General features: G+C 67.6%; 27 protein-coding genes and 1 pseudogene. 11 read left to right on the forward strand and 17 right to left on the reverse strand.

Translation table 11 applies throughout. The features are described 5' to 3' along the window. The 3 genes from AB7U46_RS03495 to dapE form a co-directional block, all read right to left on the reverse strand. Positions 1–1,114, reverse strand: a 1,114-nt coding sequence (locus AB7U46_RS03495; protein ID WP_428335546.1) for an RNB domain-containing ribonuclease, incomplete at its 3' end; no start/stop codon positions are given. Positions 1,115–1,203: 89 nt separating this feature from the next. Beyond that, the gene (locus AB7U46_RS03500; RefSeq protein ID WP_428335547.1) at positions 1,204–1,617 is read right to left on the reverse strand and encodes a GNAT family N-acetyltransferase; all 414 of its coding nucleotides are present in this window, start codon (positions 1,615–1,617) and stop codon (positions 1,204–1,206) included. Next, positions 1,614–2,762 carry a succinyl-diaminopimelate desuccinylase gene (gene dapE / locus AB7U46_RS03505; protein ID WP_428335548.1) on the reverse strand — a complete coding sequence of 383 codons (1,149 nt, stop codon included), beginning with the start codon at positions 2,760–2,762 and terminating at the stop codon, positions 1,614–1,616. Before dapE ends, AB7U46_RS03500 begins: the two co-directional genes overlap by 4 nt. Positions 2,763–3,101: 339 nt before the next feature. On the opposite strand from dapE, the gene AB7U46_RS03510 reads away from it, so the two are divergent. The 5 genes from AB7U46_RS03510 (at position 3,102) to AB7U46_RS03530 (ending at position 9,269) form a co-directional block, all read left to right on the forward strand. Then, positions 3,102–4,637, forward strand: a complete 1,536-nt coding sequence (locus tag AB7U46_RS03510; protein ID WP_428335666.1) for a Hint domain-containing protein — start codon at positions 3,102–3,104, stop codon at positions 4,635–4,637. Between the two features lie 9 nt (positions 4,638–4,646). Next, complete coding sequence (locus AB7U46_RS03515) at positions 4,647–5,735, forward strand: Hint domain-containing protein (RefSeq protein ID WP_428335549.1); 1,089 nt, start codon at positions 4,647–4,649, stop codon at positions 5,733–5,735. Positions 5,736–6,005: 270 nt separating this feature from the next. Next, positions 6,006–7,646, forward strand: coding sequence for an acyl-CoA dehydrogenase family protein (locus AB7U46_RS03520; RefSeq protein ID WP_428335550.1), 1,641 nt, complete (start codon positions 6,006–6,008; stop codon positions 7,644–7,646). 70 nt (positions 7,647–7,716) lie between these two features. Further along, a complete protein-coding gene (locus tag AB7U46_RS03525) occupies positions 7,717–8,715 on the forward strand; it encodes an NAD-dependent epimerase/dehydratase family protein (RefSeq protein WP_428335551.1) in 999 nt (332 codons plus the stop codon). Between the two features lie 50 nt (positions 8,716–8,765). Next, on the forward strand, positions 8,766–9,269 hold the full coding sequence (locus AB7U46_RS03530; RefSeq protein ID WP_428335552.1) for an N-acetyltransferase family protein: 504 nt from the start codon (positions 8,766–8,768) through the stop codon (positions 9,267–9,269). Here AB7U46_RS03530 and recO read toward each other — a convergent pair. From recO to folK, 11 genes and pseudogenes are all read right to left on the reverse strand, one after another. Beyond that, a complete protein-coding gene (gene recO, locus AB7U46_RS03535) occupies positions 9,266–9,988 on the reverse strand; it encodes a DNA repair protein RecO (protein WP_428335553.1) in 723 nt (240 codons plus the stop codon). The two genes, AB7U46_RS03530 and recO, sit on opposite strands and share 4 nt — an antisense overlap. A 66-nt stretch (positions 9,989–10,054) precedes the next feature. Beyond that, positions 10,055–10,390, reverse strand: coding sequence for a DUF1491 family protein (locus tag AB7U46_RS03540; protein ID WP_428335554.1), 336 nt, complete (start codon positions 10,388–10,390; stop codon positions 10,055–10,057). Next, positions 10,390–11,307: a GTPase Era gene (era, locus tag AB7U46_RS03545; RefSeq protein ID WP_428335555.1), complete on the reverse strand. Its 918-nt coding sequence runs from the start codon at positions 11,305–11,307 to the stop codon at positions 10,390–10,392. Before era ends, AB7U46_RS03540 begins: the two co-directional genes overlap by 1 nt. After that, positions 11,303–11,960, reverse strand: a pseudogene (rnc, locus tag AB7U46_RS03550) (ribonuclease III); the annotation flags it as partial. The gene era and the pseudogene rnc, both read right to left, overlap by 5 nt. A gap of 43 nt (positions 11,961–12,003) precedes the next feature. Further along, positions 12,004–12,786, reverse strand: coding sequence for a signal peptidase I (gene lepB, locus AB7U46_RS03555; RefSeq protein WP_428335556.1), 783 nt, complete (start codon positions 12,784–12,786; stop codon positions 12,004–12,006). A 53-nt stretch (positions 12,787–12,839) separates the two neighbouring features. Further along, the gene (gene acpS / locus AB7U46_RS03560; RefSeq protein ID WP_428335557.1) at positions 12,840–13,271 is read right to left on the reverse strand and encodes a holo-ACP synthase; all 432 of its coding nucleotides are present in this window, start codon (positions 13,269–13,271) and stop codon (positions 12,840–12,842) included. Between the two features lie 7 nt (positions 13,272–13,278). Next, positions 13,279–14,022: a pyridoxine 5'-phosphate synthase gene (locus AB7U46_RS03565; RefSeq protein WP_428335558.1), complete on the reverse strand. Its 744-nt coding sequence runs from the start codon at positions 14,020–14,022 to the stop codon at positions 13,279–13,281. A 68-nt stretch (positions 14,023–14,090) separates the two neighbouring features. Beyond that, a complete protein-coding gene (locus tag AB7U46_RS03570; RefSeq protein ID WP_428335559.1) occupies positions 14,091–14,777 on the reverse strand; it encodes a DUF2062 domain-containing protein in 687 nt (228 codons plus the stop codon). 18 nt (positions 14,778–14,795) lie between these two features. Next, positions 14,796–16,913, reverse strand: coding sequence for a RelA/SpoT family protein (locus tag AB7U46_RS03575; protein ID WP_428335560.1), 2,118 nt, complete (start codon positions 16,911–16,913; stop codon positions 14,796–14,798). Between the two features lie 44 nt (positions 16,914–16,957). Then, the gene (rpoZ, locus tag AB7U46_RS03580; RefSeq protein WP_428335561.1) at positions 16,958–17,311 is read right to left on the reverse strand and encodes a DNA-directed RNA polymerase subunit omega; all 354 of its coding nucleotides are present in this window, start codon (positions 17,309–17,311) and stop codon (positions 16,958–16,960) included. A 78-nt stretch (positions 17,312–17,389) separates the two neighbouring features. Next, positions 17,390–17,974 carry a 2-amino-4-hydroxy-6-hydroxymethyldihydropteridine diphosphokinase gene (folK, locus tag AB7U46_RS03585; RefSeq protein WP_428335562.1) on the reverse strand — a complete coding sequence of 195 codons (585 nt, stop codon included), beginning with the start codon at positions 17,972–17,974 and terminating at the stop codon, positions 17,390–17,392. Between the two features lie 138 nt (positions 17,975–18,112). Here folK and AB7U46_RS03590 point away from each other — a divergent pair, with 138 nt between their 5' ends. Continuing rightward, positions 18,113–18,673, forward strand: coding sequence for an NYN domain-containing protein (locus tag AB7U46_RS03590; RefSeq protein WP_428335563.1), 561 nt, complete (start codon positions 18,113–18,115; stop codon positions 18,671–18,673). 77 nt (positions 18,674–18,750) lie between these two features. Here AB7U46_RS03590 and AB7U46_RS03595 read toward each other — a convergent pair whose 3' ends face one another. After that, positions 18,751–19,962: a polyhydroxyalkanoate depolymerase gene (locus AB7U46_RS03595; protein WP_428335564.1), complete on the reverse strand. Its 1,212-nt coding sequence runs from the start codon at positions 19,960–19,962 to the stop codon at positions 18,751–18,753. A gap of 74 nt (positions 19,963–20,036) precedes the next feature. Here AB7U46_RS03595 and AB7U46_RS03600 point away from each other — a divergent pair, with 74 nt between their 5' ends. The 5 genes from AB7U46_RS03600 to AB7U46_RS03620 all read left to right on the forward strand — a co-directional run bounded on the left by AB7U46_RS03600 (position 20,037) and on the right by AB7U46_RS03620 (position 23,510). Further along, positions 20,037–20,729, forward strand: a complete 693-nt coding sequence (locus AB7U46_RS03600; protein WP_428335565.1) for a glutathione S-transferase — start codon at positions 20,037–20,039, stop codon at positions 20,727–20,729. Positions 20,730–20,791: 62 nt separating this feature from the next. After that, complete coding sequence (gene ispH, locus AB7U46_RS03605; RefSeq protein ID WP_428335566.1) at positions 20,792–21,739, forward strand: 4-hydroxy-3-methylbut-2-enyl diphosphate reductase; 948 nt, start codon at positions 20,792–20,794, stop codon at positions 21,737–21,739. Then, positions 21,736–22,338, forward strand: a complete 603-nt coding sequence (locus AB7U46_RS03610; RefSeq protein ID WP_428335567.1) for a LysE family translocator — start codon at positions 21,736–21,738, stop codon at positions 22,336–22,338. The genes ispH and AB7U46_RS03610 overlap by 4 nt, the downstream gene beginning before the upstream one ends. Continuing rightward, entirely contained in the window at positions 22,339–22,797 is a 459-nt protein-coding gene (rnhA, locus tag AB7U46_RS03615; RefSeq protein ID WP_428335568.1) for a ribonuclease HI, read from the forward strand. Between the two features lie 38 nt (positions 22,798–22,835). Continuing rightward, positions 22,836–23,510, forward strand: a complete 675-nt coding sequence (locus AB7U46_RS03620; protein WP_428335569.1) for a trimeric intracellular cation channel family protein — start codon at positions 22,836–22,838, stop codon at positions 23,508–23,510. Here the strand turns inward: AB7U46_RS03620 and AB7U46_RS03625 are convergent. Both AB7U46_RS03625 and AB7U46_RS03630 read right to left on the reverse strand, forming a co-directional pair. Continuing rightward, positions 23,507–24,223, reverse strand: a complete 717-nt coding sequence (locus AB7U46_RS03625; protein ID WP_428335570.1) for an LrgB family protein — start codon at positions 24,221–24,223, stop codon at positions 23,507–23,509. The two genes, AB7U46_RS03620 and AB7U46_RS03625, sit on opposite strands and share 4 nt — an antisense overlap. Next, positions 24,216–24,572 carry a CidA/LrgA family protein gene (locus tag AB7U46_RS03630; protein ID WP_428335571.1) on the reverse strand — a complete coding sequence of 119 codons (357 nt, stop codon included), beginning with the start codon at positions 24,570–24,572 and terminating at the stop codon, positions 24,216–24,218. Before AB7U46_RS03630 ends, AB7U46_RS03625 begins: the two co-directional genes overlap by 8 nt. Positions 24,573–24,721 lie beyond the last annotated feature (149 nt).

The following is a 24,721-nucleotide window of genomic DNA, read 5'->3' on the forward strand; positions in this document are numbered from 1 at the left end:
CGACCGAACGGATCATGCCGCGGGTGAAGCGATGCGAGAGCTTGTTGCCATGGGCATCGACCTTCATCCGCACCGCTAGCACCGCGCGCGCCACATGCACGTGCAAGCTGCACAGATCGCCCGAAAGCCGGTCGGGCAGCATCGGCACGACGCGATCGGGGAAATAGGTGGAATTGCCGCGCTTTCTCGCCTCGCGATCAAGCGCCGAGCCCGGGCGGACGTAAAAGGCGACATCCGCGATCGCGACCCAAAGCAGGAAACCGCCCTCGTTGCGCGGATCGTCGTCGGCCAGCACGAGGCAGGCGTCATCGCGGTCGCGCGCATCGGCCGGGTCGATGGTGACGAAGGGCAAATCGGTCAGATCCTCGCGCCCGTCGAAGCCCGCGGGCTGCTCCGCATCGGCCTCGGCCATCACCGCATCGGGGAAATCGTCGGGAATGCCGTGCTGGTGGATCGCGATGAGCGAAACCGCCCGCGGCGCGGTCGGATCGCCGAGCCGCTCGAGGATGCGCGCCCGCGGCAGGCCCATCCGCCCCTTCGGCCCGGATTGCTCGGCCTCGACCAGCTCGCCGTCGCGCGCCTCACCGGTGGCGCCGGGCGGCACGATCCATTCCTTCGTCTCGCCCTTGTCGATCGGCGTGATCCGCCCGCCCTCGGCCCCCTTGCGGAAGATGCCGACGATGCGATGGCTCGCCTGTCCGATCTTGCGGATCGGCCGCGCTTCGTAGTCGTAGCCCTGCCCGGTCGCCGCCGCGATATGGGCGAGGATGCGATCACCGCGGTCGAGCGCCGGATCGCCCTTGCGCGGGAAGACGAGGACGGCGGGCGCCTCCCCCTCCCATTCGACCGGTTTCGCCCAGAGATCGCCCTGATCGTCCGGCCCCGTCACCTCGAGCACCGTCACCGGCGGCAGTTTGCCCGCCTCGTGATAGCTGCGGCGGCGGCGCGCGATATGCCCCTCCTCGGCCAGTTCCTTGAGCAGGCGCTTCAGTTCGATCTTCGCCGCGCCCTTCAGCCCGAAGGCGCGGGCGATGTCGCGTTTCGCACCGGTGCCGGGATTGTCGGCGAGCCAGTCGAGGATCTGTTGCTTGGTGGGGATCGGGGCTTGGGTCATGGCCCTGCGTAGCACGGGCGCGCGGGGCCGTCACGGGGCAAGCGGGGGCGCCGCCCCCGCACCCCCGGAGTATTTCCGCCAAGAAGAAATCAGAGGGGCTTTTCCATGTTCCGGTGCGGGATGCCGGCGTCGTCATATTCTGGACCGAAAGCCACGAAGCCGAGCTTTTCGTAGAAGGGGATGGCAGAGCATTGTGCGCCGAGCTGGACCCGGGTGCAGCCGGCCGCGGCGAGTCGCGTGCAGCCCTCGCGGATCAGCGCCGCACCAAGGCCGGTGCCGCGCGCGGGTTTTGCCACGCAGACGCGGCCGATCTTGCCCAGATCGCCCGTCACGAAGAGGCGCGCGGTGCCGAGCGGCGTGTCACCGTCGAGCGCCACGAGATGCACTGCCTCGGCGTCGAGATCATCCCATTCCTCGACCTCGGCGATGCCCTGTTCTTCGATGAACACCGCGCGGCGCAGCGCATGCGGCGCGGTGAGATCGGTCGTCTCGACGATCTTCACGCGAAATACTCCCGCAGGATGCGCGCGTAGATCGCCTTCAGCGCGGTGATCTGGTCGGTCTCGATCCGCTCGTCGACCTGGTGCATCGTCCGGCCGACAAGGCCGAATTCGAGCACCGGGCAGTGATCCTTGACGAAGCGCGCGTCCGAGGTGCCGCCCGAAGTCGACAGTTCCGGCTTCACGCCGGTCTCATCCTCGACCGCCTTCGCCACGAGGGCGACGAAATCGCCGGGCGGGGTGAGGAAGCTCTCGCCCGAAACCTCGGTGCGCAGATCGAAGCCGACGCCGGTCGCGGTGGCGACCTCGGCGATCAGCCCCTCGGCCCAGGTGGTGATCGAGGCGCTCGAATGCGCGTCGTTGAAACGGATGTTCACCGTCGCCGTCGCCGCGGCCGGGATCACGTTATTCGCCGGATTGCCGCAGTCGATCGTGGTGATCTGCAAGGTCGAAGGCTCGAAATGATCGGTGCCGGCGTCGAGCGGCTGTGCCGTCATCCGGCCAAGCAGATCGACCATCGCATGCAGCGGGTTCTTCGCCCGATGCGGATAGGCGGAATGGCCCTGCACGCCGCGCGCGGTGAGGTAGAAGGTCATCGAGCCGCGCCGACCGATCTTCATCATCTCGCCGAGCACATTCGGGCAGGTCGGTTCGCCGACGAGACAGACCGACATCGCCTCGCCCTGATCCGCCATCCAGTCGAGGAGCGCGCGCGTGCCGTCGCGGCCCACCCCCTCCTCGTCGCCGGTGATGGCCAGGATCACCGCGCCCTCGGGCGGCGTGGCGCGCACGAAATCCACCGCCGCGGCGGCAAAGGCGGCGACGCCCGATTTCATGTCGGTCGCACCCCGTCCCCAAAGCACGCCACCGTGGATCTCGCCGCCGAAGGGGTCGTGGCTCCAGGCCTTCGCATCGCCCACCGGCACCACATCGGTGTGCCCGTTGAAGCCGAAGGCCTTCGCCCCCTTCGCCCCCCAGCGCGCGAAGAGGTTGGGGATGCCGTTGCGATCGACGCGCATGCAGGCGAAGCCCGCCTCGGAGAGCAGCCCCTCGAGCAATTGCAGCGCACCGCCCTCGGAGGGCGTGACCGAGGGGCAGCGGATCAGATCGGCGGTCAGGCGGACGGGATCGACGGGGGCATGGGACATGGCGGCATCCTTTCGAGGCCCAAGGCTTAGCCCCGCCCGCCGCCAAGCGCAACGCGCGCGACTGTTGCGCGCCCGCAACCCCCTGACCTGTCCTTGTCCAGTTCGGGCGATTTTGGTTTCCTCACGGCGAAACCCGGGCATATTCTTGAAGAAAATCAATACCGACCCGAGGCAGGGCATCACGAGCAGGGCCAACGTGCCCCCAAACAGAGGCCGAAACGGCCCATCCGGAAACCGGGCGATCGCCCGGGGCAGTGATGTGCTGTCTCCCGTCTTCGGGGGCAGGACGTGGCACGCGCGAGCGAGTTGACCTACAACACCAACGCCTCTGCGATGCAGATGGCGGAAACGATCTTCGGCGACGGCGTCACCGTGGTCTCGGCCTCCTATACCGGGGCCGCGGGGTCTTCTGCGGTCTATTCGAACGGCGACGCGATCTCGCCCGATGCCACCCCCTCCGACAGCGGCGTGATCCTCTCGACCGGCAACGCCACGGATTTCACCAATTCCTCGAGCCGGTTCTCCTCCGACCCCAACCGCGCGACCAATACCTCGACCAATACCTCCGGCGTCGACAACAACAGCCAGTTCAACGCGCTCGCCGGCACCCATACCTATGACGCGGCCTGGCTCGACGTCGACTTCATCCCGACCGGCGATCTGATGACGATCAGCTTCACCTTCGCCTCGGAGGAATACCCGGAATACGTCAACTCGATCTACAACGACGTCGTCGGCGTCTGGGTCAACGGCGAGCAGGTGCAGGTCAATGTCTCGGCCTCGACCACCTCGGTCAACAACATCAACGGCGCCAATAACGAGAACCTCTACATCTCGAATACGAACGACGCCTACAACACCGAGATGGACGGCTTCACCGTCACCATGACGCTGACCTTCCCGGTCAATGTCGACGTGCTGAACTCGATCCGCATCGGCATCGCCGACGTGTCGGATTCGAGCTACGATTCGAACCTGCTGATCGCCGGGGATTCGGTGCAGACCGTGCTGATCGCCGTCGACGACGAGCTGCGCATCGACCCGAACGACACGAAGACGATCGACGTGCTGTCGAACGACGTCAACCATACCTCGGGCGGAACGCTCACGATCACCCATATCAACGGCGTCGAGGTCACCGCGGGCCAGACCGTCACCCTCGCCTCCGGCGAGACGGTGACGCTCAACGCCGACGGCACGCTCTCGATCCATACCGACGGCGACGAAGAGACCGTCAATTTCACCTATGAGGTGGAATCCTCGGACGGCCATACCGATGTCGGTCTCGTCACCGTCCATGTCGTGCCCTGTTTCGTTGCCGGCACGCGGATCGCCACGCCCGAGGGGCTGCGCCCGGTGGAAAGCCTCGCGCCCGGGGATCTGGTGCTGACGCAGGACGCCGGCGCGCAACCGCTGCGCTGGGTCGGGCGGCGCTCGGTCGCGGCCGAGGGCAGCTTCGCGCCGATCCGTTTCGCCGCCGGCGCGCATGGCGCGGCGCGGCCGCTCCTGCTTTCGCCGCAGCACCGGGTGCTGATGCGCGACCCGGTCGCCGAACTGCTTTTCGGCGAGGCCGAGGTGCTCGTCGCGGCGAAGGATCTGGTGAACGGCACCTCCGTCACCGTGGCCGAGGGCGGCACGGTCGATTACGTCCATATCCTCTTCGACCGCCATCACATCGTGTTCTCCGAGGGGATCGCGAGCGAAAGCTTCCTGCCCGGGCCGCAAGTGCTCGGCTCGATGGAGGCCGCGGTGCAGGCCGAGATCTGCGCCCTCTTCCCCGAGATCGACCCCGCCACCGGCGAGGGCTACAGCCCCGCCGCCCGCCGCCTGCTACGCGCCTACGAGGCGCGGCTGCTGCGCGCGATGGCGGCCTGAGGGGGGACGATGCGGACCTCCGGCTGGATCATCGCCCATCTGCCCGGCGACGGCGCGCGAAGCCTCTCGCCCGAGCCGCTGCCCGAACGGCTGGCGCAGGGCAGCCTGATGCTCGAGTTCACCCTGATGCGCGGCGAACGGGGGCCCTTGCCCCTGATGCATCTCGCGCGCAAGGGCGGGTTCTTCTCGCTCGCGCTCGGCGCCGACGGGCGGCTCACCCTGTTGCAACGGCAGGGGGCGGCGGTGCATGCGCTCTCGCTCGATCTGGGCGCGGAATGCGAGACGGGCGGCACCATGCGCCTCAGCTGGAGCTGGAATCTCGCGCGGAGCGAAAGCCTGCTCACGCTCGAACAACCCCGCGCCGGCACGCTGCGCCAACGCGCGGGCCGCGCGCCGCTGCCGCTCTCGCGCAGCGACATCGCGGCGCTGGCAAGCGGCGCCGAGCCGGCGCGGATCGGGCCGCGCACCGACTGGTTCGCCTTCGGCACCCATCGCCACCCGGTCGGCCCCGGCGCCTGTTTCGCCCCCGCGACCCCGATCGCCACCCCCAACGGCCCCCGCCCCGCCGGCAGCCTGCGCGCGGGCGATCTGGTGGAAACCGTCGATGCCGGGCCGCAGCCCCTGCTCTGGTCGGGGCGCGTCGCGCTGCCCGCGCTGGGCGCGCTGCGCCCGGTGCGGCTCTGCGCCCCCGCCTTCGGCGCCACCCGCGACCTCTGGCTGATGCCGCAGCACCGCATCGCCCTCGAAGGCCCGGTGGTCGACGATCTCTTCGGCGAGGACGAAGTGCTCGTCGCCGCGCAGCATCTCGTCGACGGCTGCACCGCGCTGCAGCCCGACCGCCCCTGCGTGCTGAACTGGCAGGGCCTGCTGCTTGCCGACCATCACCTGCTGATCGCCGACGACTGCCGGATCGAAAGCCTCTCCGCCGGGCGCCTCGCCTGTCAGCCGGCGCTTGCGCGCACCACGGCCCTCGCCGCGCTGGTCGCCGAGGAGACGCTGCCACTGCACCGCAGCCCGGCGCGGCGCGCGCTCGAACCCTTCGAAGCGCAGGCCCTCGCCGCCAGCCGCGCCCGTGGCCGCGGCCCGCTCGCCGCCTGAAGCCGCACAAGGGGGCGCTGCCCCCTCCTGGCTGCGCCAGTTCACCCCCGAGGTATTTTCGGCAAGATGAAGGGGCGGGCTTTCATCTTGCCGAAAATACCTCGGGGGAGGCGAAGCCGGGGGCGGAGCCCCCTCCGCGGGCCGATCCGATGCGACACATTCGAACCCGTATCGCTGCGCCTGCGAATTTTTATTGCGCTGCGCCTGCAAACTCCCTAAGCACGGAGCAACTGCAGACAGGCGCCGATTCATGGCGCGGATGAGGCTGACATGACCACGACCGTTCTTCCCGATCTCCTTGCCCTCACCGAAGCCGCCCTTCCCGAAGTGGCGGGCACGCTCGAACAGGCGGCCTCCGCGCTCCGCATGCGGGTGAGCCGCGACGGCAAGGTTTCGGGCGCCGCGCTCGAAAAGGACCAGTTCGCCGCCCATGCGCTTTCCTGGCTCGCGACCTACAACCAGTCGCTGGTGCAGCTGCGCGCCTGGGCCGGGCGCGTCGCCGAGGCGGGCGGCCTTGGCGAAATGGAAAGCCTGATCCTGCAGATCGGCTTCGGCGAATATCTGAACCAGATCGCCGGCGGCATCCCGATGAGCCAGGGCGAAGTCGCCCGCCTCTCCGATCTCGGCGTGAGCTGGGCGCCCTCGGAGGCCGCGGCGAAGCTGATGGCCGAGGGCAATACCTCTGCCGCGCGGATGGCGCTCGTCGCCTGCATGCGCAACAACCACGGCCGCGCCCTCTTCGGCGCCTCGGGCCTCGACGAAGAGCTCGAGATGATCCGCGACCAGTTCCACCGCTACGCCGAGGAGCGGGTGATCCCGAACGCGCATGAGTGGCACCTCAAGGACGAACTGATCCCGATGGAGATCATCGAGGAGCTCGCCGAGCTCGGCGTCTTCGGCCTGACGATCCCGGAGGAATACGGCGGGCTCGGCCTGTCGAAGGCCTCGATGGTCGTCGTCACCGAGGAGCTCTCGCGCGGCTATATCGGCGTGGGCTCCCTCGGCACCCGCTCGGAGATCGCCGCCGAGCTGATCCTCTGCGGTGGCACCGAGGAGCAGAAGCAGAAATGGCTGCCGGGCCTCGCCTCGGGCGAGATCCTCTCGACCGCCGTCTTCACCGAGCCGAACACCGGCTCCGACCTCGGCAGCTTGCGCACCCGCGCCGTGCGCGAGGGCGATGACTGGGTCGTCACCGGCAACAAGACCTGGATCACCCATGCGCAGCGCACCCATGTGATGACGCTGCTCGCCCGCACCGACCCGGACACCACCGATTACCGCGGCCTCTCGATGTTCCTCGCCGAGAAGACCCCGGGCACCGACGACAACCCGTTCCCGACGCCCGGCATGACCGGCGGCGAGATCGAGGTGCTGGGCTATCGCGGCATGAAGGAATACGAGCTCGGCTTCGACGGCTTCCGCGTGAAGGGCGAGAACCTGCTCGGCGGCGAGACCGGGCGCGGCTTCAAGCAGCTGATGGAAACCTTCGAATCGGCCCGCATCCAGACCGCGGCGCGCGCCGTGGGCGTGGCGCAGGCGGCCTGCGAGATCGGCATGCAATACGCGATCGACCGCAAGCAATTCGGCAAGTCGCTGATCGAATTCCCCCGCGTCGCCGGCAAGCTCGCGATGATGGCGGTCGAGATCATGATCGCCCGGCAGCTGACCTATTTCTCGGCCTGGGAAAAGGACAACGGGCGGCGTTGTGACGTAGAGGCGGGCATGGCGAAACTGCTCGGCGCGCGCGTCGCCTGGGCCTGCGCCGACAATGCGCTGCAGATCCACGGCGGCAATGGCTTTGCGCTCGAATACAAGATCTCGCGGATCCTCTGCGATGCGCGGATCCTGAACATCTTCGAGGGCGCCGCCGAGATCCAGGCGCAGGTGATCGCGCGCCGTCTGCTCGGCTGAGCCGATCGGCGGTTGACTTCGGGGCGGCCTCTGGCACACTGAACCAAACGGTTCAGATTTTGGAGGCCGCATGCCCCGCACCATCCTCGTCACCGGGATCTCCGGTTTCATCGCGAAACGCATCGCTTACGACCTGCTCGCGCAGGGCGACGCGGTGCGCGGCACCTTGCGCAGCCTCGGCCGCGCCGATGAGGTGCGCGCGGCGATGGGCGCGCTGCCGCCCGAAGCGCGCGCGCGGCTCAGTTTTGCCGAGGCCGATCTGCTGTCCGACGCGGGCTGGCCTTCGGCGATGGCGGACGTCGATGCGGTGATCCACACCGCCTCCCCCTTCCCGCTGACGAAGCCGAAGGACGAAAGCATCATCATCCGCCCCGCGGTCGAGGGCACCGAGCGGGTTCTGGCCGCCGCCCAGGCGGCAGGCGTCACCCGCGTCGTGCTGACCTCCTCGATGGAGGCGGTGATGCATGGCGTCGCCTCCGATCCGCTCACCGAGGCGGACTGGTCCGATCCGCAGGCGCCGACCTGCGCCCCCTACACGCGCTCAAAGATCTTCGCCGAACGCGCCGCCTGGGCCTTCGTTGCGAAACATCCCGAAATGCAGCTCACCGTGATCAACCCCGGCATGGTCTGCGGTACGCCGATGGACCGCCACACCGGCTCCTCGGTGGCGGTGATCGAGCGGGTGCTCACCGGCAAGGATCCGATGCTGCCTGATTTCGACCTGCCGATCGTCGACATCGAGGACGTCTCCGCCGCGCATGTCCGCGCCCTCGACCGGCCCGAGACGATCGGCCGGCGCTACATGCTCACCGAAAGTTTCCAGTCCTTCCCCGAGCTTGCGCGGGTGCTGAAGGCCGAGTTCCCCGAGCGGAAGATCGCGACGCGGATCGCGCCGAAATGGATGATCTCGATCCTGTCGCTCTTCGACACCCAGCTTGCGATCATCAAGGAGATGATCGGCCACCGGCTGCGGCTCGACAATGCCGCGGCGCGCCGCGATCTCGGCATCGACTTCGTGCCCGCGGCGGAGGCGGAGCGGCGCACGGCGCGCTTCCTCGCCACGAAATAGGTTGCGCGGCGTGAGCGCCCGCGCGACATCTGGCGTCAAAGGAGCCCGCCATGATCCGTGACGCCGAAGCCGAAGACGCCCCCGAAATCGCCGCGATTTACAATGACGCGGCGCTGCATTCGACGACCTTCTGGAACGCGACCCCGGTCGATGCGCTCGAACGCGCGGAGTGGATCGCGGCGCGGCAGGCGGCGGGTCTGCCGGTGCTGGTGTTCGAGGAGGGCGGCGCCGTGCTCGGCTATGCGAGCTATGGCCCGTTCCGCCCGCAGGAAGGGTTCCGCGCGACCGTCGAGAATTCGGTCTATCTCGCGGAGCGGGCGCGGGGCGGCGGGCGCGGCAGGGCGCTGATGGTGCAGCTGATCGCCTATGCCCGTGCGGCGGAGGTGCATGCGATGGTCGCCGCGATCGACGCGGAGAATGCGCCCTCGATCGCGCTGCACGCGAAGCTGGGTTTCGAGACGATCGGCACGCTGCCGCAGGTCGGGCAGAAATTCGGCCGCTGGCTCGATCTCACGCTGATGCAGCTGGTGCTCGACGACCGCACCGCGCCCTAGGCCCGCCGCGCAAGCGCCGCGATCAGCCGGTTGCGCGCCTCGGGCAGCGGGCGGTGCCCGTGCTCCTCGGCGAAGAGCGTCAGGAAATGGCCGGTGAGGGTGAGACCCGCGATGATCTCGTCAAGCGTCGCGGGCCCCTGCCCCAGAAGGCATTGCGGCAGCACGAGGAGCCGCGGCGCCCAGTCGCCCGCACCTTCGCGGCTCACCGCGCGCCCGGTGCGGGGCGAGACGAAGGCGAGATCCTCGCGCGAGCCGGTCACCGCGCAGCGGGTCAGGTCGAGGCCGAAGCCAAGCTCCTCGAGCAGCGCCATTTCCCAATGCAGGTAGTCGACGATCCAGCCCTCCGCCGCCTGCCCGATCACCTCGAAAAGCGGTTCCGAGGCGGCGTAGAGACGCGGATGCGGTTCGCGTTCGGGCAGCGCAAAGGCGAGCATCGCGCAGGTCGCGTTGAGCCCCATCAGCGCGAGCCGGTCCGCCATTGCGCCGGCGCGCGAGGCGAGCGGCTCGACCGTGAAGGCGCCCAGATGATCCTCGAGCCGCGCGCGCCAGCTCAGCGCGACATGGCTCCCCGGTTGCAGCGTCGCCGCGACCTTGCGCGAGACGCCACCGCGCACGACGCCCGCGTGGCGGCCATGCGTCGCGGTGAAGACCTCGACGATCGCCGAGGTCTCGCCATGCGGGCGGGTGGAAAGGATCGTGCCTTGGTCTTGCCAGTCCATGCCGGTCTCGGGCCCGGGATGCCGGGGTCTCCGCGCAGGCTATGCCGCCCGGACGAAAGAGGGAAGTCAGTCGTCGAGGCCGGGTTCGTCGAGCAGCGTGCGCCCGTCGCGGCTTTCGATCTCGATCACCCAGAGATCGGGGTCGAAACTGCGCTGCTTGCGGATCGAGGCATCGACCTCGGCCTCCTCCCCGTCATGCAGCAGCATCCATTTCCAGCCGCCGCCCATCAGGTCGCTGCGCCGCTCGTAAAGCTGCGCGCTGCCGTCGAGCCGCGCGCATTTCACCATCACCGCACCGGATTCGGCCTGCCCGCGGGCGGTGACATAGGCCGGGATATCGGCAAGCTCGAGGCGCTTCAGATAGGCCCTCACCCAGAAATCCGAGGCGAGGCGCGCCGCCATCAGTCGCCGTCCTTGAAGTCGAGCCCCATTTCCGAATAGCGCTCGGCTTCCTCGAGCCAGTTCGGCCGCACCTTCACCTGCAGGAACAGATGCACCGGGCGGCCGAGGAATTCGATCATCTCCTCGCGCGCCGCCTTCGAGATCGCCTTGATCGTCTCGCCGCCATGGCCGAGCAGGATCCCCTTGTGCCCGTCGCGGGCGACATAGACGATCTGGTCGATGCGGGCGGAGCCGTCCTTGCGCTCCTCCCATTTCTCGGTCTCGACGGTGAGCTGATAGGGCAGCTCCTCATGCAGGCGCAGCGTCAGCTTTTCGCGCGTGATCTCCGCCGCAATCATCCGCAGCGGCAGATCGGCGATCTGGTCCTCGGGGTAATACCACGGGCCTTCGGGGAGTTCCCCTGCAAGCCAGTCGCGCAGATCCTCGACGCCATAGCCCTTTTCCGCGGAGATCATGAAAGTCTTCGCAAAGGGGAACTCGGCGTTCATCGTCTCGGCGAGCGCGAGGAGTTTCTCCGCCTTCACCTTGTCGATCTTGTTGATCGCAAGCGCGACCGGCTGCGTGCCTTCGCGCGCCTTCAGCGCCTCGAGGATCGCGCGGGTGCCATCGGTCAGCCCGCGATGCGCCTCGATCAGGAGCACGACGAGATCGGCGTCCGCCGCACCGCCCCAGGCCGCCGAGACCATCGCGCGGTCAAGCCGCCGACGCGGGCGAAAGATGCCGGGCGTGTCGACGAAGACGATCTGCGCATCGCCTGCCATGCACACGCCGCGGATGCGCGCGCGCGTCGTCTGCACCTTATGCGTGACGATCGAGACCTTGGCCCCCACCATCCGGTTCAGCAGCGTCGATTTGCCGGCGTTCGGTTCGCCGATGAGCGCGACGAATCCCGCGCGCGTGGTTCCGCTCTCGCTCATGCCGAGCCCTCCAACCGTGACAACAGCGCCTTCGCCGCCGCCTGTTCCGCCTGACGTTTCGAGCCGGCGCTCGCGCGTTCGGCCTCGCCATTCTCGAGCTGCGCCTCGATCGTGAAGACCGGCGCGTGATCCGGCCCCTCGCGTGAGATCGCGGCGTAGCGCGGCGGCGGCAGACCGCGCGCCTGCGCCCATTCCTGCAACGCGGTCTTCGCGTCGCGCGCGTCTTCCTCGACCGCGTCGATGCGCTTGCCCCAAAGCCGCAGCACCAGCGCCCGGGCCACCTCGAAGCCGGCGTCGAGATAGACCGCGGCGATCACCGCCTCCATCGCGTCGCCGAGCAGCGCCTCCTTGCGGCGCCCGCCCGACATCATTTCCGACCGGCCAAGCTTCAGCACCGCGCCAAGGTCGATCTGACGCGCGACATCGGCGCAGGTCTCCTTGCGCACGAGCGCGTTGAAGCGCGGCGCGAGCTGCCCCTCGGAGGCGGCGCGATCGGCGCGGATCAGCGCCTCGGCCATGCTCAGCCCGAGCACCCGGTCGCCGAGGAATTCGAGGCGCTGGTTGTCGGGCCGCGTCGCCGAACCGATCGAGCTATGGGTGAGCGCACGAACCAGAAGCTCGGGCGTCGTGAAACGATGCCCGAGCCGGTCCATGAAAGCGGCGATGTCCGTTCCGATCTTCACGCGCGCGTCATCCTCACTCGATCGCCTTGAAGAAGCGGTCCGGACGCCAGGTCCAGAAGAAGAAGAGCGAACGGCCCGCCGAGGAGAAGATCACCCGGTCGGCGCGGCCAACGAGATATTCCTTCGGCACGAAGCCGACGCCACCCACCGATTGCGAGAAGCGGCTGTCCTCGGAATTGTCGCGGTTGTCGCCCATGAAGAAATATTCGCCCTCGGGCACGGTGAAGACCGGGGTGTTGTCGGCCACCCAATTGTCCGAGATGTTGAGAATGTCGTGCGAGCGCCCATTCGGCAGCGTCTCGATCTGGCGCGTCTTGAGGCAGGTGCCGCCAAGGCCGACCGGATCGTTCGCGCAACGCGGGGTGAGCTGCTGCGGCCCCTGCGGCTCCTTGATCTCGGAGAAATCGCCCGCGGCCTTGAGGCCCACCGGCTGATCGTTGATCGTCAGCACCCCGTTCACGACCTGGATCTTGTCGCCCGGCAGGCCGACGAGGCGCTTGATGAAATCGACGCCCTTGGTCGGATGGCGGAACACGACGACATCGCCGCGCTCCGGGTCATGGCCAAGGATCCGCCCCGAGATCGGGCAGGCCGCGAAGGGGCAGGAATAGCGCGAATAGCCATAGGCCATCTTGTTGACGAAGAGGAAGTCACCGATCAGCAGCGTGTCCTTCATCGAGCCCGAGGGGATCCAGAACGGCTGAAAGAACAGCGTGCGGAACACGCCCGCGATCAGGAGTGCCCAGAAGATGGTCTTGACGGTCTCGACAACGCCGCCTTCGGTTTTCTTCGCCATTCGCCTGCCTCTTGGAAAAGTCCCGCCTTCCTTGGCGCGGGGAGCGCCCCGAGTCAAGGAAGCGGATCGTGATCGGGGGAAAGCGCGCCGGTCGGGCGCGCCTCGATCACCACGAAGGCCTGCGCCCAGGGGTGATCGTCGGTCAGCGTGACATGCACGATCGCCGCATGCCCGGGGGGCGTCATCGCGGCCAGACGTTCCGCCGCCCAGCCGGTCAGATGCATCACCGGCTGGCCCGTGCGCAGGTTGGTGACGCCCATGTCCTTCCAGGAAATGCCCATCCGCAGCCCGGTGCCGAGCGCCTTGGAGCAGGCCTCCTTCGCCGCCCAGCGCTTTGCATAGGTGCCCGCGGTATCGGCGCGCCGCTCCGCCTTGGCGATCTCGTCTTCGGTGAAGACGCGGGTGCGGAACCGGTCGCCGAAGCGCGCGAGCGTCGCCGAGATACGCTCGATATTGGCGAGATCGGTGCCGATGCCGAGGATCATGCGAGGCTCATCCGCGTGCGAGCTCCATCCGCCGGCGCATCTCCCCGATCGCGGCCTCGAGGCCGATGAAGACCGCCTCGGAGATCAGGAAATGGCCGATGTTCAGCTCGCGGATCTCGGGCAGCGCGGCGATCGGCGCCACCGTCTCGAAGGTGAGGCCGTGGCCCGCATGCACTTCGAGGCCAAGCCGCGCCGCAAGCCGCGCGCCTTCGGCGAGACGCGCCAGCTCGGCGTCGCGCTCGGCGAATTTGCCGGCATAATGCAGGTCGCAATAATGGCCGGTGTGCAACTCGACCACCGCCGCACCGATCGCGGCCGAGGCCTCGATCTGGCGCGCGTCATGGCCGATGAACATCGAGACGCGGATCCCCGTCTCCGAGAGCATGGCCACGAAATCGGTCAGCCGCGCCTGATCGGCGACGACGTCGAGACCGCCCTCGGTCGTGACCTCCTGCCGCTTTTCGGGCACGAGACAGCAGGCATGCGGCGCGGTGGCCAGCGCGATCCGGCCCATCTCCTCGGTCGGCGCCATCTCGAAGTTGAGCGGAATGCCAAGCCCCGCCTTCAGCGCGGCCATGTCGGCATCGCGGATGTGGCGGCGATCCTCGCGCAGATGCGCGGTGATGCCGTCGGCCCCCGCGGCCTCGGCGAGCAGCGCGGCGCGCAGCGGGTCGGGATAGGCGGAGCCGCGCGCATTGCGCAGCGTGGCGACGTGGTCGATGTTGACGCCAAGGCGAAGAGGACGGGTCATGAAAGCCTCCGGTCGGTTGGGGCGAGGTCTGGACTATGGCAAAGCGGCGCGTCGGGGGGAAGGGGCGCTCAGCCGTCCGGCCCGGGCGGCCCGGGCGGTCCTTCGCCCTCGGCGGGCGGCTTCGGCCGGCTCGGCAGCTTCGCACGCAGCTTGGCGAGCCGCTCCTTGAGCCGGGTGCGGCGCCGGTTCTGATAGGCCGTCACGATCGGCAAGGCGATGTGATAGCTGATGAAACCGGCGATCAGCCCGGGGATCGCCCCGCCGACGAGATAGGGCAGGAAGATCTCGTCGAAGAAGCCGAGCAGCCCCTCCCAGCGTGGATGGGCATGGGTGAAGAGCGCCACGACATTATGGCGCAGATCGTCGAAAGCGTCGGAGAAGGTGGCGAGCAGCCCGACCGCATGGGAGGGCTCGAAATGGCTGCCGAGCATCCAGTGGCCAAGCTTGATCGAGCTGAGCGCGATCAGCGGAAAGGTCACCGGATTGCCGATCAGCGTGCCGAAAAGCGCCGCGATGATATTGCCACGCGCCAGTTTCGCCAGCCCCGCCGCAAGCAGCAGATGCACCCCGAAAAGCGGCGTGAAGGAAACGAAGACCCCGGCGAAGATGCCGCGCGCGATGCGATGCGGCTGGTCGGGCAGGCGGTTGAGCCGATGGCGGACGTAATGGAACGCCCGGCTCCAGCCGCCCCGCGGCCAAAGCGTCTCGCGCAGCGCCACGGGCCATGGGCGCTTGTCCCGCCTCTTGAAGACCACCCGTTTCCCTTCCGCCCCTCAGGGCTTGCGCGTCAGATCCCGCCAGCGTTCGATCTGCGCCACGTCAGTCTCCGCCTCGAGCGCGGTGAGCAGCGTGTGCAGATGTTCCACATCCCTTAGCTCGACCTCTATGACGAGTGAGTAAAAGTCGGGTTTGCGATCCACGAAATGCAGATCGGAGATATTGGCCCGCTGGCTGCCGATCAAGCTGCAGATATGGCCAAGCACACCGGCGTCGTTCGAGATCGTGAGCTTGAGCGAGGCGGTATAGACCGGCGGGTGCTGCCCGGCATGCCAGTGCAGATCGACCCAGCGTTCGGGCTGATCCTCGAATTCCTCGAGCGCAGGGCAGTCGATCGCATGGATCACCACGCCCTGGCCGCGATAGGTAATGCCGACGATCCGCTCGCCCGGCAGCGGCTGGCAGCAATCGGCGCGATGGAAGGTCTGATCCGCCTCGAGGCCAAGCACCGCGCGGGTGGGCTCGATCGTCTCCGGCCCGCGTTTCGCGAGCTCGGGATAAAGCGCCTCGACCACCTCGCGTGCGGTGAGTTCGGCCGAGCCGAGCCTTGCCAGCAATTCGGTTTCGTCGGGCAGGCCGAGGGTCTTCGCCGCGGTGCGCAGCGCCTTGTCGGTGACCTTGCGCCCGACATGTTCGAAGGCGAGCCGAGCGAGTTCGGAGCCAAGCTTGACGAACCGCCCGCGGTCTTCCTCGCGCAGCGACTTGCGGATCGCGGCACGCGCGCGGCCGGTGCCGACGATGTCGAGCCAGGTCGCCTGCGGGCGCTGCCCGGCGGCGGTGATGATCTCGACCGACTGGCCGTTCTTCAGCCGGGTCCAGAGCGGCACACGGATGCCGTCGACCTTGGCGCCGACGCAGCTGTTGCCGATCCGCGTGTGGATCGCATAGGCGAAGTCGATCGGCGTCGCGCCCTTCGGCAGCTTGATGACGTCGCCCTTCGGCGTGAAGCAGAAGACCTGATCGGAATACATCTCGAGCTTCACGTTCTCGAGGAATTCGTCGTGATCCCCCTCGCCGAAGCGTTCGGTGAGCGATTTCAGCCATTTCGCCGGATCGACGGCGAAGGGGTTCTCCGCCGGCTGACCGTCGCGATAGGACCAGTGCGCGGCAACGCCGGCCTCGGCGACCTCGTGCATCTGGCGGGTGCGGATCTGCACCTCGACGCGCTTGCCGTCGCGCCCCGAAACCGTGGTGTGGATCGAGCGATAACCGTTCGTCTTCGGCTGGGAGATATAGTCCTTGAACCGCCCCGGCACCGCGCGCCAGCGGTGGTGGATCAGCCCGAGCACGCGATAGCAGTCCATCTCGCTCTCGGTGATGATGCGAAAGCCGTAGATGTCGCTCAGCCGCGAGAAGGCGAGCTGCTTCTCCTCCATCTTGCGCCAGATCGAATAGGGGCGTTTCGCGCGACCGAAGACATTGGCCTCGATCTGCGCCTCCTCGAGCAGGCCGCGGATGTCGGAGGTGATCTTGGTGATCACATCGCCCGATTCCTTCTGCAGCGAGACGAAGCGGCGGATGATCGAGGTGCGCGCCTCGGGGTTGAGCACCTTGAAGGCCAGGTCTTCGAGCTCCTCGCGCATCCATTGCATGCCCATCCGCCCGGCGAGCGGCGCGAAGATCTCCATCGTCTCGCGCGCCTTCTGCACCTGCTTGTCGGGGCGCATCGACTTGATCGTGCGCATGTTGTGCAGCCGGTCGGCGAGCTTGACGAGCAGGACGCGCAGATCCTTCGACATCGCCATGAACAGCTTGCGGAAGTTCTCCGCCTGTTTCGAGGCGTTGGAGGACAGCTGCAGATTGGTCAGCTTGGTGACGCCGTCGACGAGCTCGGCGATCTCGTGGCCGAAGAGCGTCTCGACCTCGGCATAGGTCGAGCGGGTGTCCTCGATCGTGTCGTGCAAAAGCGCGGTGATGATCGTCGCGTCGTCCAGCCGCTGTTCGGTGAGAATCGCGGCGACGGCGACGGGATGGGTGAAATAGGGTTCACCCGAATGGCGGAACTGCCCCTCGTGCATCTGCAGACCATAGGCATAGGCCTTGCGGATCAGTGCAGCGTTGCAGCGCGGATTGTAGTTGCGGACGAGCGCGATCAGGTCTTCGACATCGATCATTCGCGCGCGTTCCGCCCCCAAGTAGCCCCGTCAGAAGGTTCCGATCAGTCGCGCCCCTGCGCGTCCATCAGGGCACGCAGCATGCGCTCTTCGTCCATGTCGTCGGCGCGCGGACGATCGACTTCGCCCGACATCAGCAGAGCCATCGAATCCTCTTCGGGCTCGTCGACCTCGATCTGGGTCTGGTTCGATTCGATCAGACGCTCGCGCAGATCGTCGGCCGACTGCGTCTCCTCCGCGATCTCGCGCAGCGCGACGACCGGGTTCTTGTCGTTGTCGCGGTCGACGGTCAGCGCGCCACCAGCGGCGATCTCGCGCGCACGATGTGCGGCCAGCATCACCAGCTCGAAGCGGTTCGGAACCTTGTCAACGCAGTCTTCAACCGTCACGCGGGCCATCGGCTTCTCCAGTCAGAAGGGAGGTGTGAGGCGCCTATTTAGGCGCTTCATCGCCCCTTGACAAGCGCTCAATCCCGCTCAGGCGGTCGCGAACGGCGCGGCAAAGGGCTGCAGCGCGGCTTTTTCCGCCTCCGGCAGGGCCGCAAGCATCTGCGCGACGCTCCGCCCGGAGACCGGATCGCACCATCCCGGGGCGATTTCGGCAAGGGGAATCAGCACGAAGGCGCGGTCCTGCAACCGCGGATGCGGCAGGATCAGCGTCTCGGGTGCGCGGCGCATCTGCGCCTCGAGGGGCAAGGCGCGCCATTCGGCCTGCACCGCGGGATCGGGGCGGATCGCCCCCTCCGCCGCGATCAGGTCGAGGTCGATCCCCCGCGCCGCCCAGCGCGCATGCCGCTCGCGCCCGAGCGCGGCCTCGATCCGGTGCAGCGCGGCGAGCGCCGCCTCGGGCGTCATCTCCCCTTCGGCGAGCGCGCAGGCATTGACGAAATCGGGCCCCGAGCCCGCCGGAAAGGCCGGCGAGCGCCAGAACCGGCTCAGCGCCCGCAGCGCAAGCCCCTCCCCCGCAAAACGCCCCAGCGCGGCGGCGAGACTTTGCGCGGATCCCCCCGCGGCAGAGGGGAGATTTGACCCCAGTGCGATCACGAACATAGTATTGGCCATAAGAACACGTACCCTCCGGTGCTTGCGGTTGCTATGGATCTCGACACAGACTTGGTCTAGCGGCGTTATCGGTAACGCGTTTTCCGCGCGCCCACTCCGAACCGATGCGCCGCCCGACCACGACGAAAGGACATTTTGATGTTTTACAAGGACGAACGGCTCGCGCTGTTCATCGACGGCTCGAACCTGTACGCCGCCGCAAAGGCGCTTGGGTTCGACATCGACTACAAGCTGCTCCGACAGGAGTTCGAACGCCGCGGCAAGCTGGTGCGTGCCTTCTATTATACCGCGCTCCTCGAGAACGAGGAATATTCCCCGATTCGCCCCCTCGTCGACTGGCTGCATTACAACGGCTACGCGATGGTGACGAAGCCTGCGAAGGAATATACCGACTCGATGGGCCGCCGGAAGGTCAAGGGCAACATGGACATAGAGCTTGCCGTGAACGCGATGGAACTCGCGCCGCGGCTCGATCATGCGGTGCTGTTCTCCGGTGACGGCGATTTCCGCCCGCTCGTCGAAGCGCTGCAACGGATGGGGGTTCGCGTCTCGGTCGTCTCGACGATCCGCTCGCAGCCGCCGATGATTGCGGACGAACTGCGCCGTCAGGCCGATAATTTCATCGAGCTCGACGCGCTGCGCGACGTGATCGGCCGCCCGCCGCGCGAACCGCGCGAAAGCGACCAGAACGAGGGCTGAGCGCCTTCGCTTCTCGAAATCCACTCATGGAAAATGGCAAGGCGCGCGGCCCCTCACCCGCGCGCCTTTCCTTTGCCTCACTCCACGGCGAGGATCATGTTGCGCACCACCGGGTAGATCTCGTTGTCCCATTTGCGGCCGTTGAACACGCCGTAATGGCCGACATTCGCCTGCAAGTGGTGGCGCTTGAGATGCGGCCGCAGCGAGGAGCAGAGATCATGCGCCGCCGTGGTCTGGCCCAGACCGCAGATGTCGTCGCGCCCGCCCTCGACGGTGAGCAGCGCGGTATGCCGGATCTTGCCCGGATCGACCTTGCGCCCGCGATAAAGGAACTCGCCCCGCGCGAGATCGGCGGTCTGGAACACCCGCTCGATCGTCTCGAGGTAGAATTCCGCAGTCAGATCCAGCACCGCGAAATACTCGTCGTAGAAATCCTTGATCTTCGCGGCCTGCTCCACCTCCCCCGCGGCGAGGTGATCGTAAAGCTTGCGATGCTGCGCCTGATGGCGATCCATGTTCATCGCCATGAAGGAGAAGAGCTGCACGAAACCGGGATAGACCCGGCGCCCCGCCCCCGGGTAGCGCATCGGCACCGTGCCGATCACGTTCTTCTCGAACCAGTCGAGCGGCTTGTCGTTCGCAAGATCGTTCACCGTGGTCGGGCTTTCGCGCACATCGACCGGCCCCGCCATCAGCGTCATCGAACGCGGCGTCGCCGGGTTGCGATCCTCCGACATCACCGCGACGGCGGCGAGCGTCTGCACGCAGGGCTGGCACACGGCGAGCACATGGCCGCCCGGGCCGATCGCCTCCATGCAGCGGATCACGTATTCGACGTAATCCTCGACCCCGAATTCGCCGGCCGAACGCGGCACGTCGCGCGCATTCTTCCAGTCGGTGATATAGACGTCGTGATCGCGCAAAAGCGTCTTCACCGTGCCGGCGAGCAGCGTCGCGAAATGGCCCGAGAGCGGCGCGGTGACCAGAACCTTCGGCTGCACCGTGTCGATGTCGCGCCGAAAATGCACGAGCCGCGCGAAGGGCAGGTCGAGCACGACCTCCTCCGTCACCGGCACCTCGCGGTTCTCGACCTGCACCGAGGCGATGCCGAATTTCGGCCGCTCATGGCTGAGCCTGAAGCGCGAGACCATCTCCATCAGCGCCGCATTCGAGCGCAGCACCCCCCCGAAGGGCCCCGTCGCGCGCGGCGCGAAATTCAGCGCAAAGCTCGCTCCCGTCCGCAAAGGGGCGAAAAAATCATCAAGTGCCTGGTAGGTTGCATAAAGCATGGCGCTCTTCTCTCACTGGTCCGTCCGGGAACGGCCATTGCTGGCCTTGTCGAGGTCAGGCTGCGACAAAAGCCATGCAAGGTGCAGCAAATTACGGCAGCGAGGGCGCGATGAGCCAGGCGACGCTTACTATTTCATCGAAAAACTACTCCTCCTGGTCATTGCGCGGCTGGTTGTTGTGCAAGATGGCCGGGCTCGACTTTGTCGAAGCGCCGGTCGACCTGAGCGACGCCTCCGCGCGGCAGGAACTGCTGCTGCTCTCGCCCTCGGTGCTAGTGCCGCGGCTCACCCATGGCGCGGTGCAGGTCTGGGACACGCTCGCGATCGCGCAATATCTCGCCGAGGTCTTCCCCGAGGCCGGCCTCTACCCCGCGGATATCGTCGCGCGCTCGCATTGCCGCGCCGTCTCGGGCGAGATGCATTCGGGCTTCTACAATCTGCGCTCGGCGCTGCCGATGAACCTCAAGGCGAAGCACGAGAGGTTCAAGATCTTCTCCGGCGCGCGCCCCGATGTCGAACGGGTGAAGGCGATCTGGCACGAATGCCTCGACACCTATGGCGGGCCCTTCCTCTTTGGCGAACATCCGACCGTGGCGGACGCGATGTATGCGCCGGTCTGCACCCGGTTCCGCACCTATTCGGTCGCGCTCGACGACAAGCTCGAGGCCTATGTCGACACGATCCTCGACTGGGCGCCGATGCGGGAATGGACGGAAGCGGCGCTCGCCGAGCCCGAGGAGATCGAGGAACTCGAGGTCGAGTTCTGATCCCGCCCGGGCTGGACGGCACCGCGCAGGCGCATTAGGTCATGGCGAGCAAGGAGCGCGTCATGAAACCTGCCCTCACCCTCTATCTCGCCGCGCCGCGCGGCTTTTGCGCCGGCGTCGACCGGGCGATCAAGATCGTCGAGATGGCGCTTTCGAAATGGGGCGCACCGGTCTACGTCCGCCACGAGATCGTGCACAACAAGTTCGTCGTCGACAGCCTGCGCGCGAAGGGCGCCGTCTTCGTCGAGGAGCTGAGCGATTGCCCCGACGACCGGCCGGTGATCTTTTCCGCCCATGGCGTGCCGAAATCGGTGCCGGCCGAGGCGTCGCGGCGCAACATGATCTGGGTCGATGCCACCTGCCCGCTGGTGAGCAAGGTGCATATCGAGGCCGAGCGGCATTTCGAGGACGGGCTCCAGATGGTGATGATCGGCCATGCCGGTCACCCCGAGGTTCTGGGCACGATGGGGCAGCTGCCCGCGGGCGAGGTGCTGCTCGTCGAGACGGTCGCGGATGTGGCCCATCTGAGCCCCCGCGATCCCGAACGCCTCGCCTTCATCACCCAGACGACGCTTTCGGTCGACGACACCGCGGGCGTCGTCGCCGCGCTCAAGGCGCGCTTCCCCGCGATCACCGGCCCGGCGAAGGAGGATATCTGCTACGCCACCACCAACCGGCAGGCGGCGGTGAAGGCGATCGCGCCGAAGATCGACGCGCTTCTGGTGATCGGCGCGCCGAACAGCTCGAATTCGCGCCGTCTGGTCGAGGTCGGTTCCGCCGCGGGCTGCGCCGTCTCGCATCTCGTCGGTCGCGCCTCCGAGATCGACTGGGCCGCGCTGGGCGAAGCCCGCGCGGTCGGCGTCACCGCCGGCGCCTCCGCGCCCGAAGTGCTGGTCGACGAGGTGATCGCCGCCTTCCGCGACCGCTACGAGGTCACCGTCGAACTGGTCGAAACCGCGCGCGAGGACATCGAGTTCAAGGTGCCGCGCATCCTGAGGGAGCCCGTATGAGCCTCGAGTTTCTGCTCACCGCCTTCGTCGTCTGCCTCGCCCCGGGGATCGGCGTCGTCTACACCCTCTCGACCACGCTGGGGCAGGGCTTCCGCGCCGGCGCCTGGGCCGCGCTCGGCTGCACGATCGCGACGCTTGTGCATCTGGGCGTCGCGATGGCGGGGCTTGCCGCGGTGCTGCACACCTCGGCCGTGCTGTTCCAGACGCTCAAATATGCGGGCGTCGCCTATCTCATGTGGATGGCCTGGGGCACGCTGAAGGGCTCGGGCGGGCTGCAGGTCGAGGCGGCCGCGCCGCAGCGCATCTCGCGCCTCGTTGGCCGCGGCATCATGCTCAACCTGCTCAATCCGAAACTGCCGATGTTCTTCATCGCCTTCCTGCCGCAGTTCATGGCGCCGACCGACGGCACCGCGATGATGGCCGAGCTCGGCGTGACCTTCGCCGCGCTCACCTTCGTCACCTTCCTCGGCTATGCCGCGCTGGCCGCCTCCGGGCGCGAGGCGGTGCTCTCCCGCCCCGTCGTCACCGCCTGGATGCGCCGCGCCTTCGCCGCCTCCTTCGCGGCGCTCGGCCTGCGCCTTGCGATGGAGCGTGCCTGAGTGACCGAATTCTTCGCATGGACGGATGGGGCCTGTTCGGGCAACCCGGGCCCCGGCGGCTGGGGCGTGCTGATGCGCGCGATGGAGGGGGAGACCCTCGTCAAGGAGCGCGAGCTGAGCGGCGGCGAGGCGATGACCACCAACAACCGGATGGAGCTTCTGGCCGCGATCAACGCGCTCGAGGTGCTCAACCGCGAGGTGGCGATCACCATCACCACCGATTCGGCCTATGTGAAGAACGGGGTGACCGGCTGGATCCACGGCTGGAAGCGCAACGGCTGGAAGACGGCCGACCGCAAGCCGGTGAAGAACGTCGATCTCTGGCAGCGGCTCGATGCCGCGCAGGCACGCCATAAGGTGATCTGGAAATGGATCAAGGGCCACGCCGGCCATCCGGAGAACGAACGCGCCGACGAGCTCGCCCGCGCCGGAATGGCCCCCTACAAAGGCGGCAAATAACCCGCTAGCATCGGGCGACACCGCAGCGAGGCGCCGCCATGACCCCCGGGGATCAGCATCCCGTCATCGACTACCTGACGACGCTGCCGATCGGCATCGCGCTCGACTACGTCTCGGTCTTCGTCTTCGCGCTGACCGGGGCGCTGGTCGCCTCGCGCCAGCAACTCGATCTCGTCGGCTTCATCTTCATCGCGGCGCTGACCGCCGTGGGCGGCGGCACGCTGCGCGATCTGCTGATCGGGCGGATCCCGGTGTTCTGGGTCGGGCGGCCCGAATATATGCTGCTGATCGCCGGGGCGGCGGTGCTTGTCTTCTTCACCGCGCATCTGCTCGAAAGCCGCTATCGCACGCTTCTTTGGCTCGATGCCTGCGCGCTCGCCGTTGCCGTGCCCGCGGGCGTCGCGGTGACGATGGCGCGCGGGCATGGGCCGGTCACCGTGCTCATCATGGGGGTGGTCACCGGATCGTTTGGCGGGCTGATGCGCGATGTCGTCTGCAACGAGGTGCCGCTGATCCTGAAACAGGGCGAGCTCTACCTCAGCTGCGCCTTTGCCGGGGCGGCGGCGGCGCTGCTGCTGACCGCAGTGGGGGCGCCGGGCCTGCCCGCGGCGATCGGCTGCGGCATCGTCACCTTCGTGCTGCGGGCCGGGTCGATGCGCTGGGGCTGGAAGCTGCCGGTCTACAAGCCGCGCCCGCCCCGCACCCGGGGCTAAAGGAAGAGCTGCAACACCAGCGGCGCGAGGAAGGCGGTGAGCACCGCGTTCAGCCCCATCCCGATCGAGGCGAAGACGCCGGCGGTGTCATGCATCTGGAACGCCCGCGCCGTGCCGATGCCATGCGCCGCGACGCCGGTGGCAAAGCCGCGCGCGCGCCAGTCGGTGAAGCCCAGCGCGTTCAGCATCGGCGTGACGAAGATCGCCCCGATCATGCCGGTGAGCAGCACCAGAACCGCGGTCAGCGTCGGCTGTCCGCCGAGTTGTTCGGAAATGCCGATCGCCACCGGCGCGGTCGCCGATTTCGGTGCGAGCGAGGCGAGCAGCGAGGCATCGGCACCGAGCGACCAGGCGATCGCCAGCGCCGAGAAGACAGCGGTGAACGATCCGGCAAAAAGCGCCGCCATGATCGGCAGCGCCGCCTTGCGGATCGCGCGCAGGTTCCCCTGCAGGGGCAGCGCGAGGCAAACCGTCGCCGGGCCAAGCATGAAATGGACGAATTGCGCGCCCTCGAAATAGCTCTTGTAGGGGGTGCCCGTGCCCTCGAGCAGGATCGCAAGCAGCACGACGGCGATCATCACCGGATTGGCGAGCGGATTGCGGCGCGAGGCGCGGAAGAGCGCATCCCCCGCCCAATAGGCAAAAAGCGTCGCCGAAAGCCAAAGCAGCGGCTGCGAGGCGAGGTAGGACCAGATCAGCGCGGCGTCATTCATCGGGATAGCTCCGCACCGCGCGGGCGACGAGGGTGAAGGTCACCGCGCCGACCACGATCGCAAGAAGGGTGGAGAGCACCAGCGAAAGCGCCAGCGCAAGCCCGTGGCTGACGAGCGTCGGGATATGGGCGACGACGCCCACCCCCGCCGGCACGAAAAGCAGCGACAGATGGCTGAGCAGCCCCTGCGCGACCGGGCGGATCAACTCGCGCAGCCCCTCGCTCGCGCTCAGCGCGAAGACCATGCCGATCATGCCGAGCACCGGGCCGGGCAAGGGCATGTGCAGCGCGCGCGAGACCACCTCGCCCACCAGTTGAAACAACAGGATGATTGCCAGAGCCGGAACCATGTCGCCCCCTTTCCTTTTCGCGAGACCCTAGAGCCATCGCCGGCGGGTTCAAGCGCCCCGCCCCGCAATGCTCCCGGACGCCCCCTGCATATCACGCATATCTTGTGGATAAACGCCCCAAACCCGCGAGATCGTGGGGGCCGGCGTTG

Source organism: Paenirhodobacter sp., assembly GCF_050177655.1.
GTDB lineage: Bacteria > Pseudomonadota > Alphaproteobacteria > Rhodobacterales > Rhodobacteraceae > Rhodobacter.